General features: G+C 37.2%; 15 protein-coding genes. 2 read left to right on the forward strand and 13 right to left on the reverse strand.

Annotated elements, in window-relative coordinates:
• Nucleotides 1-111: 111 nt before the first annotated feature.
• The 12 genes from ccsB to V7150_RS21245 form a co-directional block, all read right to left on the reverse strand.
• Entirely contained in the window at nt 112-1,296 is a 1,185-nt protein-coding gene (ccsB, locus tag V7150_RS21190; protein WP_335522230.1) for a c-type cytochrome biogenesis protein CcsB, read from the reverse strand.
• Nucleotides 1,297-2,922, reverse strand: coding sequence for a cytochrome c biogenesis protein ResB (gene resB / locus V7150_RS21195; protein WP_335522231.1), 1,626 nt, complete (start codon nt 2,920-2,922; stop codon nt 1,297-1,299).
• Between the two features lie 24 nt (nt 2,923-2,946).
• A complete protein-coding gene (resA, locus tag V7150_RS21200) occupies nt 2,947-3,471 on the reverse strand; it encodes a thiol-disulfide oxidoreductase ResA (RefSeq protein ID WP_335522233.1) in 525 nt (174 codons plus the stop codon).
• A 354-nt stretch (nt 3,472-3,825) separates the two neighbouring features.
• Nucleotides 3,826-4,563 carry a 23S rRNA pseudouridine(2605) synthase RluB gene (gene rluB, locus V7150_RS21205; protein WP_335522235.1) on the reverse strand — a complete coding sequence of 246 codons (738 nt, stop codon included), beginning with the start codon at nt 4,561-4,563 and terminating at the stop codon, nt 3,826-3,828.
• A 200-nt stretch (nt 4,564-4,763) separates the two neighbouring features.
• Complete coding sequence (locus V7150_RS21210) at nt 4,764-5,300, reverse strand: spore maturation protein (RefSeq protein ID WP_335522256.1); 537 nt, start codon at nt 5,298-5,300, stop codon at nt 4,764-4,766.
• Between the two features lie 4 nt (nt 5,301-5,304).
• Nucleotides 5,305-5,895, reverse strand: coding sequence for a nucleoside recognition domain-containing protein (locus tag V7150_RS21215; protein WP_335522237.1), 591 nt, complete (start codon nt 5,893-5,895; stop codon nt 5,305-5,307).
• Nucleotides 5,888-7,036, reverse strand: a complete 1,149-nt coding sequence (locus V7150_RS21220; RefSeq protein WP_335522239.1) for a D-alanyl-D-alanine carboxypeptidase family protein — start codon at nt 7,034-7,036, stop codon at nt 5,888-5,890. Before V7150_RS21220 ends, V7150_RS21215 begins: the two co-directional genes overlap by 8 nt.
• Before the next feature lie 143 nt (nt 7,037-7,179).
• Nucleotides 7,180-8,070 carry a superoxide dismutase gene (locus V7150_RS21225; RefSeq protein WP_335522241.1) on the reverse strand — a complete coding sequence of 297 codons (891 nt, stop codon included), beginning with the start codon at nt 8,068-8,070 and terminating at the stop codon, nt 7,180-7,182.
• A gap of 341 nt (nt 8,071-8,411) precedes the next feature.
• Nucleotides 8,412-8,900 carry a YpuI family protein gene (locus tag V7150_RS21230; RefSeq protein ID WP_335522243.1) on the reverse strand — a complete coding sequence of 163 codons (489 nt, stop codon included), beginning with the start codon at nt 8,898-8,900 and terminating at the stop codon, nt 8,412-8,414.
• 32 nt (nt 8,901-8,932) lie between these two features.
• On the reverse strand, nt 8,933-9,352 hold the full coding sequence (locus V7150_RS21235; RefSeq protein ID WP_335522245.1) for a hypothetical protein: 420 nt from the start codon (nt 9,350-9,352) through the stop codon (nt 8,933-8,935).
• Nucleotides 9,353-9,524: 172 nt separating this feature from the next.
• Nucleotides 9,525-10,139 carry an SMC-Scp complex subunit ScpB gene (gene scpB, locus V7150_RS21240; protein WP_335522247.1) on the reverse strand — a complete coding sequence of 205 codons (615 nt, stop codon included), beginning with the start codon at nt 10,137-10,139 and terminating at the stop codon, nt 9,525-9,527.
• A complete protein-coding gene (locus V7150_RS21245) occupies nt 10,126-10,896 on the reverse strand; it encodes a segregation/condensation protein A (protein ID WP_335522250.1) in 771 nt (256 codons plus the stop codon). Before V7150_RS21245 ends, scpB begins: the two co-directional genes overlap by 14 nt.
• 209 nt (nt 10,897-11,105) lie before the next feature.
• Between V7150_RS21245 and V7150_RS21250 the strand changes: the two genes are divergently transcribed.
• On the forward strand, nt 11,106-11,192 hold the full coding sequence (locus V7150_RS21250) for a YjcZ family sporulation protein (RefSeq protein ID WP_101650965.1): 87 nt from the start codon (nt 11,106-11,108) through the stop codon (nt 11,190-11,192).
• A gap of 138 nt (nt 11,193-11,330) precedes the next feature.
• Nucleotides 11,331-11,852, forward strand: a complete 522-nt coding sequence (locus tag V7150_RS21255) for a DUF309 domain-containing protein (protein WP_335522253.1) — start codon at nt 11,331-11,333, stop codon at nt 11,850-11,852.
• Nucleotides 11,853-11,882: 30 nt separating this feature from the next.
• Here the strand turns inward: V7150_RS21255 and V7150_RS21260 are convergent, their stop codons facing one another.
• A complete protein-coding gene (locus V7150_RS21260) occupies nt 11,883-12,233 on the reverse strand; it encodes a GNAT family N-acetyltransferase (RefSeq protein WP_335522254.1) in 351 nt (116 codons plus the stop codon).
• Nucleotides 12,234-12,473: the final 240 nt, after the last annotated feature.

The following is a 12,473-nucleotide window of genomic DNA, read 5'->3' on the forward strand; positions in this document are numbered from 1 at the left end:
AATTTGACAAAGTCATTTATAAATATATTTCATCGTTTAATATGTTTTAAAAAAGCCTTCACTTCATAAAAAAAGTGAAGGCTATATAATTAAGTCCTAAAGACAAATGAATTAACCAGCATAAGAATGGAGACCGGCAATAACCAGATTAACTGCAACAAGGTTAAACATTATGATAACAAAGCCAATTACTGCCAGCCATGCTGATTTTTCACCATGCCATCCCTTCGAAAGGCGAAGATGCATAAACGCAGCATAGAATAACCAGGTGATAAGTGCCCAAACCTCTTTTGGATCCCATCCCCAGAACCGTGACCAAGCCATTTGCGCCCAAATCATCGCAAAAATGAGTGCACCCAGTGTAAATACTGGAAAGCCAATTAACACCGATCGGTAGCTAATCTCATCAACAAAGTCGAGTTTAATATTTTTCACAAGCGGTTGAAGAGCCGCTGCAATCCGCTTTCTTAAGATTAATCTGATTAGGCCATAAAGTATAAGACCAGCAATGAAAGACCAAACAACCGTATTCATTTTTTTAGCATTGATGAAAGCCGGCATGTCAACCAACGGCTTAAATCCATCTTTTGTCAACAATTCGCCTTCATGTGGCCCGGTTATAGCAGGCATAGTATATTCGACAACTGCCTGATTACCATGTTTATCAGTCCAATTAAATTTCTCATGATAACCAATACCTGAAAATACAGATGAGACAACTACGAACCCAAGCACCGCAACTAATGAAAACATGACCAGTTCGAGCCAAAAGGTTCGTTTGCTCGATTTTGTTTGATCAATAGCTTTAACAAGATAGATTAGTCCCGCAGCAAAGCTAATTGCGAGGATTGCTTCCCCAATTGCTGCAGTGGTCACATGGATATGAAGCCAATAACTTTGCAATGCCGGTATTAACGGAGTAATATCCCTTGGAAACATACTTGCATAAGCAATAACCAGAATGGCAACAGGCATTGTAAATAATCCAAGCAGAGTTGTTCGGTAAATAAAATAAATTACGATAAATGCACCAACAAGAGCCATTCCAAAGAATGTCGTAAACTCAAACATGTTACTTACTGGAGCATGGCCCGCTGCAATCCATCTTGTGATAAAATAACCAAGCTGCGAAATAAAGCCGATAATTGTTAATAATACAGCAATTTTCCCCCACTTGTTGGTTCCATTCTTTTCATTCTTATCCTTCTTAGATTTTATCGATCCTCCATAAAACAAGGTCGCGACTAAATAAAGAATAAAAGCAATAAATAATAAATTACTACTTAGTGTTGCCAACTAGACACCCTCCTCATCCACATTTTCCCTTTGAAGCTGATCCTCTGGGATGGCAAGCTTTGTATCTGCAAAAATCGTTTCAAGTTCCCGTTTTAAACCATACCAGTTTTTATTGGTATGGGCAGCGACCCAAACTTGTCCGTTTTTCTTTTGTATCCATATTCGACGATGGTTCCAATAAGCACCCTGGATGACACCGATCATGAAAATGATGCCTCCCAAAACAAACAGCCATAATGAGGAATCTTTACGAACTGTGAACCCTGAAACATTTTGAGTATTAATTCCTTTAAATGCCATCTTATAAGTATTGTCGCCAAACGGCTCAATCGTTTGCTTAATAGCTACGAAACTCGTTTCTGGTTTTTCTTTATCAGGTGATGACATTTCAAAAACAAAGGCAGGATTATTAGGTGTACGCGATTTTGTAGATGGCTCCCCATTTTTGTCAAATTCAAAGTCCGGAAAATAATTAAGAATCCTTACTGAATAGCCGTTCCCAAGATCATACTTAGCTTTAGGGTCCTCAAGATTAATTTTCACTTCACCAAAAGTCTGGTTCGTATCTTTATTTGTCAGCAAAAAGGTCATCGCTTTTAGCTCACTTCTATATGAGGATTGGAAAATTGAGTAACCATCAAAGGATATTGGATGATTAACTCGAACCTTATATTCCTTTACCTTCTCTAGTTTCCGTTCTTCTCCGGGAAGATTTTCACTAACTCGTTTGTATAAAACAACATTAGATTGGTAATTCTTAACAACTTGACCTGCCTGATCAATCGCTTTTTCAAACGTTTTGTCTTTATCTTTATCATAGTGCTGGAGTATAAATTGGTTATTTTTAAGGTAGAACTTTTCACCTGTTTCTGGAACAACAGCAGTTTCCCCCTCTTTTACCCATAAGTTCTCATTTACATAAAAACCCGGGATAAACCGAAGCATGCCGCCTAGTAAGAAAATAATTAAGCCCACATGGTTTACATAAGGACCCCAGCGTGAAAATCGGCCTTTTTCAGCTAATAAATCGCCATTTTCTACTCGAACATGATAGCGTTTTCCCTTTAAATGCTCCTTGATGGTCATAAAATCATTTTCATCGACGTTTTCATTCACACCAAATACCCTTTGACGCTTTAAAAATCCTTCGTGTCTTGTGACTTTTTGGACTTTTAATGCCTTATGTAAAGGGACGACCCTGTCAAGACTGCAAATAACAAGGGAAATACCTATCATGGCAATTAATAATAAATACCACCATGATCCGAACAAATCATGTAAGCCTAACTGATAATATAATTTGCCAAACCATCCATATTCCTGCTCATAATACACGTCTGCAGGCAAGTTTATATACATTTCTTGCGGAAGAATGGTTCCAAGTATGGAAGCAAGCAAAGTAATGATGATCAGCCAAACACCAACTTTTACCGATGAGAAAAAATTCCAAATTTTATCAATAAAGGTTTTACTATATGTTTGTGAGCGCCGGGCACTTCCCTCATAGCGCATGTCAAGAAGTTGTTTACTTTTACTGTCTTGTTCATCCAACACTTTTCCACAGGCTTCACATAACACGGTTCCATGCGGATTTACATGCCCGCATTCACATTTTACATCTTTCATGAAAAAAACTCCCCTACAATCCCCTTATGGTTTTATTTTCTCCATAAACTCCTTAATCTTATATTCCGTCAGTTCGCCGGTATAATATTGCACCACATTACCGTCTTTATCAATTAAAAATGTTGCCGGAAGACCATCAACACCATAAACATTCATGACCTCTTTATCTTTATCAATCATAATCGGAAAATCTAGTTTCAGACGTTCAGCAAATTGATTTACAGCGAGTTCAGGTTCCTGAATATCAACAGACAACACCTGCACTCCATTGTCTTTATACTGATGATATTGATTGTTTATATACGGCATTTCTTTCTTACAAGGCGGGCACCAGGTTCCCCAGAAGTTTAAAAACACTCCTTGTCCTCGATAATCAGACAGACGATGCTTGTTTCCCTGCATATCAACCAAGGCAAAATCAGGTGCTTTATCTCCAACTGCGACCTTTTGTTTAGTATCTTTTGTAAGATTAGCATAAAGCGAATAGGCAACGGCAGCACCTAGTACAAGTAAAATAATCGTTCTCAAAACTAATCGCCGTTTCTTCATAAAAAACCTCCAGTAAAGTGAAACTTCAATCCGTGGTTTTTTTTCATCCCCCACTGATTATTAGTCCCGCTCTAAAGTCTCTAATATCAAGGCTATCGCCTTAGTATTAGACTTTATGAACCCGAATAGTTCAACTAGGCCGATGGAAAGCACATCGGCAAGTTTCACTGTATCTCACCAATCGGGCTTTTACGGGCAGTTGATCACCACTAAACCCTATTAGGCCCCTCAAAGTCTTGAAGTGTGGCCTTACTGCCCGTTAATGCGGGATAAATCACATGACATAATTATCTTAAATTATAGCACTTTCCAATACTTGCATAGTGTTTACAAAAGAATGCAATTGTGACGATTTTATGAATTTTTCTTAGACATTTCCATTGCGAGAGCCCGTAGCTGCTTTACTTCATGTGGAGTCAGCTCTCTTGCCTCTCCTGTTTTTAACCCATTTAATGTCAAAAAACCATATCGTTCACGTTTTAATTTAAGTACCTCATTACCAATAGCGTCAAACATCCTTCTCACCTGGCGATTTCGTCCTTCATGAATCGTAATCTCAACGATCGCCGTTTGTTTCTTCTTATCTACCGATAGCAATTTAACTTTTGCTGGTGCTGTCTTACCATCCTCTAGGCGAATCCCTTTTTCCAATTTCCTTAAGTTTTCCCTTAATGGAATTCCTTTTGTTTTCGCGACATACACTTTGTCTATTTCATTCTTTGGGTGCATAAGCAAATTAGCAAATTCACCGTCATTTGTTAATAGCAATAATCCAGAGGTATCATAATCAAGACGTCCGACAGGGAAAATTCTTTCTTTAAACTGTGAAAAGAAATCAGTGACAACCTTTCTTCCTTTGTCATCGCTGACACTAGATATAACCCCTCTTGGTTTATATAAAAGAAAATAAACAGGTTCTTCTTTCTCAATTTGAATTTCATTTACCTCTACTTTATCGGAAGGAGAAACCTTCACGCCAACCTCAGTAACTACTTTTCCGTTTACTTTTACTCTACCTTCTTTAATAAGCTCCTCGGATTTTCTCCTTGAAGCAATGCCCGCACGAGCTATTACCTTTTGTAATCTTTCCATTATTTCACCTCAAAATTTATCCGGATATATAGAAAATCGAATGGTAAATAGGAATGTTTCCTATTTACCTGGAAGCCTATACACTAATCTATCCTAATGAATTATGACACAATTCCTTCACTTTTCAAAGTAACGGGTACTAATTTTAAGGAAAAATAAAAAGGCATGTCCCAAATGGAACATACCATATTTTTATAAAATTAGTTGGTTCCAAAAATAATGGCAACAATGATAATAGAAACGATGATTCCTACCACATCTGCAAGGAGTCCTACTTTTAGGGCATCCCCCATTTTTTTAATCCCAACAGCACCGAAATAAACAGTTAAAACATAAAAGGTGGTATCCGTACTCCCTTGTAAAACGGATGCCAGACGTCCAATAAAAGAATCAGGTCCATTAACAGCAATTAAATCACTCGTCATCCCAAGAGCAGCAGTCCCTGAAATGGGTCTAATTATAAGCAATGGCACAATTTCTGCGGGAACTCCCAGCGTCTTCATTAATGGCCTAATCCAATTCATTAAGGCGTCTAATGCACCGGATGCACGAAAAATAGAAATTGCAACCAGCATTCCAACAAGAAAGGGAATAATCGATACCGCGATTTTGATTCCTTCTTTTCCGCCTTCGACGAAGCTTTCATAGGTTGGCACGCGTTTAAGCGTACCATATAAAAGTATAAATCCAATTAACAAAGGAATAAAAGTAAGCGAAATATAGGAAATTAACTCCATCTTTTCATCGTCCTTTACGGCTTCTGCGATAATAAAAATAGCGGTCAATCAGAACTGCCCCTATTGCCGAGAGGATTGTCGCAATAATAGTTGGTACAACGATTTCAGTTGGTGATGCAGAATGATAATTCATCCTTATCGCAATAACCGTTGTAGGTATAATGGTAATGCTAGCAGTATTGATTGCCAAAAAAGTAACCATAGATCGGCTTGCTTCACTTTTCCCGCCATTTAATTTCTTTAGTTCCTCCATCGCCTTTATCCCAAGTGGTGTCGCAGCATTTCCTAACCCAAACATATTAGATATCATATTTGACAAGATATAGCCCAGAGCCGGGTGTTTGTGCGGGACATCTGGAAACAAAATTTTCACAAGTGGACGAAAAAGCTTTGACAGTTTCTCGAGAAGTCCGGACTCTTCGGCAATCCGCATCATTCCAAGCCAGAAAACTAGTACACTAATGAGGCCGATGCATAGGGTAACAGCTTCTTTTGCACCATCAAAAACCGCTTTAGTAACTGCCTCCATTGTTCCATTAATCAATCCAAATATTATTCCAACGATTGTCATAAATACCCAAATATAATTAACCATGGGCATTCACACCGATGACTGATAAAAAAATTTCTTTTACAAAATCAAACAGACCTTTCTTCTTCTTTTTTTCTTGTAGGTTCTGATAGTAAATCGGTGTTTCCTGAACAACTTTTCCATCCAAATAAACAGCTGCCTTACCAACAATTATTTCATTTTTGGAACTCGTCCATTTTTTCTTAGGCTTATTTAATTTATATTTAACTGAAAACAAATCCATTTCATTTTTAGTAGCAGGGTAAACAATGGTTTTTTTTACATACAAATGATTTTTATAATATTTGTTTTTTGTTATTTCGATTTTCCCCTTCACTAACACTTCTAACATATCGAATCCTTTAAACCCACTTTCATACATGGAGATATGGTCATTCCAATCATCCGGGCCATTTAAGGTTACAGCAATTAGATCCATATCCCCTTTTGTTGCGGTTGTGACAAGCGTTCGTTTCGCACGTTTTGTATAGCCTGTCTTTCCTCCTGTACAATATTTATATTTTGATAGCAGTCGATTCTTATTTTTCCATTCTCTGTCCCAATTTTCTGTTGGGTTCGGGGCTTTATGCACCTTGGTACCTGAGATTTTTTGAAAGGTTTTGTTTTTCATCGCATAGCGCATTAGGATGGCCATATCAAATGCCGAAGAATAATGATCCTCATGATCGTCAAGTCCATGTGGGTTTTCGAAATGGGTATTATACATTCCAATTTCCTTTGCCTTCTGATTCATTAAATAGACAAAGCCATCCAAACTTCCCCCTACATGTTCGGCAATCGCAACAGCTGTGTCATTTCCAGATCTCAGCATCAATCCATAGACAAGTTCGTTAAGCTTGATTTTTTCACCTGGTTTTAAATATACCGATGACCCTTCGGCATGGGTCGCTTGTTCACTCACTTTAACATATTGATTCATTTTCCCCGATTCAATGGCAAGAATCGCTGTCATGATTTTGGTTATACTTGCGATTCTTCTTTTTGTGTGTGCATCCTTCTCATAGAGAACCCGTCCAGTTTTTTGCTCTATTAGCACAGCGCTCGCAGCACTTACTCCAAAGGAAGCATCAACCTTTTGAGGAATGTTTGCAATGAATAGTGAGACCATGAGGGAAATAATTACTAGCTTCAAAATCATTCTCATTAGTTTTAACCTCGTCTCCTTCTTAACTGACTACTTGTCTAATTTTCTAGCTTTGTACAAGTTTATGCGGGACAAGGTTTGATATGACAATTTGCTTTTAGAAAAACGAAAGCACCCGGCGTTAATCCGAATGCTTAAATCGATTAAAATGCAGGCCATTTTATATCTGCTGCTTTTTCAAACCTCATTTCAACATCATGCCAATTGACTAGACTCCACCATTTATCCACGTATTCTGCCCTATTGTTTTTGTATTGGAGATAATAGGCATGCTCCCAAACATCCAGTACAAGGAGGGGAATTGTATCCCACTGTGTTAATAGCATATGCCGTTCCGATTGTAGCACCTCCAAATGTCTTGCTCTCGGTGACCAGACCAAAAGGGCCCATCCTACTCCCTCCACTTGCTTGGCAGCTTCAGAGAACTGTTTTTTAAATGCCTCAAAGCTTCCAAAGTAATTTTCGATTTCTCCCTTTAGCAGTCCTTGAGGGCTCCCCCCGCCGTTCGGACTTATATTTCTCCAAAAAATTGTATGGAGGTAATGTCCAGACCCATGAAAGGCAAGCTCTCTTGACCAGTGCTTGATGAATGAAAAATCATTGGTTTCCCTAGCTGTTTTAAGGTTGATTTCAGCTCGATTTAACCCATCAACATATGAACGATGATGCTTATCGTGGTGCAGTCTCATGATTTCCTCGGATATATAAGGCTCTAAGGCATTATAGGGATAGGGAAGTTCCGGCAGGGTATGACCACCTGGAGGGACTGTTTTTTCTACAATCCAAATATCACCTATTTCTTGTTTTCTTCTAAAATAATGTTCCATTTGCTCATGGATGTTCTCAGCCCTTGCTTGTAAACTTAACAGCTCTTCAGATGATAACTCTCGGTTGGTGCTTTCAATTATTTCGGTAAATTCATCAAGTTTTTCCCATAATTCAGAGTCTTGAGCCACTTTTTCCGATTGGAGAAATTGTTTCATTTGCTCATTCCAGTCAAATAATTCATTTACATATCGGTTAAAACGATCCATTTTGCTCCCTCTTTTCATTTATCTAGTTTTTCTATCAAGTAATCCTTCTAAATGGTATGAGGCTTTGCACTTGTTAAGAACGAGAAAAGCGGAAGCGTCTTGACCAGGGGCGATATAGGGAGAATTATCGACTGGAAAGTAAAGCGAAGCCAGAGATTAGTCTCCCTTAATGGGTACTGAAAGCAATAGCTTTCTGGAGCCAGGCATAAGACGAGCAGGCGAGAAGGTTGCACTTTAACCTTCTTGACTGATTGGCTTATGACCCCGAGCCCCTAGGCGCTGGAGCTGGACAACGAGAAAAGACTGCCCTTTTACAGGACAGTCTTGTGAATTTCCGCTTTTCATTTTGATTGAATCATTTTTGTTCGGTAATCTGTTTCATAGTACTCAAGTTCTTCCCTAATCCTCTGGAAATCACCTTCTAGACTCTTGATGAGCTGTATTACACTTTCCGATACATTTCGATAAAATTTAATTGAGTTCCTGCCCGTATAGGCAGATCTGCTATCTTCGAACCAAGCATCATTTTTCGGTGAGAAAAACTCTTCAATACATTGATGGTAAATTTTATAAAGAGTTTTTTCTGCTGCCGCTTTTTGAAAAGGTTCGTTCTGCAAAATAATAGCACATGTTTCTAAACTTTCCGCGCTATAAACTACTAGTTTTCGTAAATTTGATAAGATTAATTTATTGTAGCTGCGCCCTTCATCATTTTCTGGGCTCAAATCCAATATCGTTGTTTCATTTAAAAAATCTTCAAGAGTTATCATTGACTTCGTTAAAAAATCTTTAACATCCTTTAGCTGTGTTTTAACCAACGAATTCCCCATATTGATCCCCCTAATATTTTTCCTATTTCAAACTATTGTGGCTGCATGATGAACTCAAGTGGAGAACGAAGCTCAAAACCATTATTTTGTTTAAGAGCAAGTATTATTTCAGGTAATTTATTAAAGTTTATGTCTTGAAAATAGGCAGCAAAATCTTGTTTAGAATTAATATACAAGCGCTTACGACTGCGAAGTCCTGGATTTTTTAAGAGACAAACAAGTGCTACGATTTCTTTGAAATTTACTTCAATCCCCTCTTTGACAATAACTGGGTCTTGTTGGTACGGAGTAAATTCAGAGAAGATTTGATCAAAATACCTGACATATAGAACATGAAGCGTTTTTTCCTCTCCATTTTCAACGAAAGTGACTTCACTTCTGTTAAAAAAATCCTCTGAGGTATTTGATTTTTCTTTTTCTAATTCAAATCCTTTACACTCTTTAATTAGCAACTTAATCCCGCTCCTTATCGAAATCCTTAAGACTATTTGGATAACCGAATAATCATTTTGAAAACGTATATTTATTTTAGCATAAATTCTTTCTTATGATTGTAGTTTAGGAGTTAATCGTTTCCTGGTTAATCAGAATTTATTTTCATAAATTCTGAACGCATAAGTGCAACTACGCCTCTGTCTTCGCCCTAAGGGGCTCGTCAATCGGCGAATTTTCTAAAAATTTCTCAAAAAACAAGTCTGCTTCCTCTTGAATAAATTCTTCCTCCACTTTTTCCGGAAGCTGTGGAAGTTCTTTTAAACTTTTTAATCCAAAATAGTCAAGAAACTCCTTAGTAGTTCCGTATAAATAAGCCCTTCCTGTCCCTTCTGCCCTGCCAACCTCTTTGATTAATACTTTTGAAACAAGTGTATGCAGTGGTCTTTCCGTTTTTACACCGCGAATTTCCTCTATTTCAGTACGTGTAATCGGCTGTTTATAGGCAATGATGGCTAATGTCTCTAAAGCAGCCTGTGATAGGGCAGATGTATGGGGCGAATCAACCAGCTTCTTTAAATAGGCAGCATTTTCTTTCTTTGTTGCAAGTTGATAGGTTCCTGCAAGCTGGACAATCATGATACCTCTATTGGTTTGTTCATATTCTTGTCTTAAATCCTCAATGATTTCGCTTGCCTTTAAATCATCTACTTCTAAAACCTCTTCAATCTGCTTAAGCGAAAGTCCCTCGTCTCCAGCCGCAAACAAAAGGCTTTCAAGTATGCTGCTCCAATTAATTATTTCCAACTACTTCTGCCCCTTCCTTAACAGCTTCAACAAAGATATCCCCAAAGTTTTCGTTCTGCTCAACGTCAATCACATTTCTTTTAATTAGTTCCAAAATAGCCAAAAAGGTCACTACTATATGATCCTTTGCCGGGTATGGAAATAATTCATTAAAGTTTTTTCTTCCTTTAAGCTGTTTTAATTCTACCATAATTTCTGTCATTCTTTTTTCAATCGATATTTCTTGGCGGGCAATTTTTGTCGCCAGTGGCCGCTGTAACTTCTTTCTTCGCAACAACTTTTGGAAGGCAGCCAGCATATCATACAAGGAGACATTTAGATCTGTCTTTTCAGGCTGTTTTTCTTTTGCAAAATCAGAAAGATCGCTTGGCGGCTTAGTATACATTAGACCTCGTTCTTCTTCCATTGTTTTTAGGTCGTGTGCTGCCTCTTTATATTTTCGATACTCAATCAATCGTTCGACAAGTTCGTCCCTTGGATCCTCCTCAAAGGTCATTTCCGGGTCATCGTCAGGGAAAACCTCTTCATGCTTTGGTAAAAGCATTTTACTCTTAATCACTAGTAATGTAGCAGCCATTACTAAAAATTCACTGGCAACATCCAGTTGGAGCTCATTCATTGTTTTAATGTATATTAAGTATTGCTCGGTAATTTCAGCAACAGGAATATCATATATATCAATTTCGAGCCGATTAATTAAATGAAGAAGAAGATCCAACGGCCCTTCAAAAGCATCAATCTTAACCTGATATGGCATTATATTTCACCAAAATTCTAATAAAATAATATTTGTTTATCATACATTACAACTATTAATAGTATAGAGGATTCAATGTGGTTATCCAATAGAAAATTCATTCTCGCAGTGCTTTATTATGAAACCATGATGTTTGCCCATAACAATGGACAACTATCATACATATGATGACATGGAAAAGTTCAATAATTATTTAGGAGGTTTATAATATGGATGGCGGATTTGGAGCCGGATTTGCGTTGATCGTGGTTCTATTCATTTTGTTAATTATTGTTGGTGCTTCTTGGGTTTACTAATAATAAAACGGAAGCGTACAAATAGCTGCGTAAGAGACCTGTCAATCCTGACGGGTTTTTTTTGGTGATTATTTTTATCAAAGTGTTTTATCAGATTGTGATAAACTATATATACATAATTCTATTAGGGGGGATCTTTTGTACCCAAAAGAGTATATCCAATTTTTAGCCCATTTTCATGGTGATCGTGATTATTTTGAGTGCCATGAAGTTCTTGAAGAGTATTGGAAAAAGACAGATTCTAAGAACAAATCGTCCATCTGGGTCGGTCTTATTTTATTAGCCGTTTCTACTTATCATCACCGTAGAAATAATTATATAGGTGCACAAAGAACATTAAAAAAGGCGTTTAAGGTTTTTGGCACTCAGGCTGGTTGGTTAAAAAAACTTGGCTTAGATCAACAACTCCTATACGATTTATTAAAAGAACGTTTATCCAAAATCGAAAAAGAAGAAACATATAATAGCTTTGATTTGCCTATCTGTGATTCAATCCTTTTAGAAATGTGCGGTGAGTATTGTGAACAAGAGGGTTTTCTATGGGGAAAAGCAAGTGATTTTACTAAAAGCAGCCTCATTCATCGTCATAAATTACGGGATAGAACAAGTGTTATAGAAGAAAGACGCCAGTCCTTAAAAATACGGAAAGGCAGAGAATAATGTTATTCTCTGCCTATTTTATTAGTCCACCTAGCAAACATCGCATTTTTCAATAAATGCCGCAGTGTTTTCATTTGAAATAATATCCTTGTCTGAATACATATCTTTCAATGCCTGAACCATTTTTTTCCCTACACCCTGAAAACGATGGGAAGGGTTCACAGAAATATGCTGAATCACTAATGCATTTACATCATTCTGAAAAAGAACCCCAAGCAGCCCAATAATATCTTCTTCTTTCCACAGAAAAAGCTGCCAATCCTCTTCAGTCTCATATTCCTTTATTGTGTGCTGTAGCTTCTTTAGGTCCTTTTCACTTGGCATAAAGGATAATAAACCCATAGCAATTTTTTCAAATGTCTTTTTATAACGAATTAACATTTTTATCCCTCATTATATTAAATAAACCGATGTAACTCTCTGGTTTAACAATAGTATATTTTTTCCAAATAAATTATTACTAAACATTTATTCATTATATGTAGTTAATATAATTATGTATCACTAAACACAATCATACATAAATAATTGACAATCATCAAATATAATTAGTGCTATTGTTTAGGGCCAATAAAAATCCAGTAGATTATTCCCCAAATAACAGAGATGCCAATAAGGATA

The sequence above is a fragment of the Neobacillus drentensis genome (assembly GCF_036965245.1).
Classification (GTDB): Bacteria; Bacillota; Bacilli; order Bacillales; family Cytobacillaceae; genus Neobacillus; species Neobacillus drentensis_G.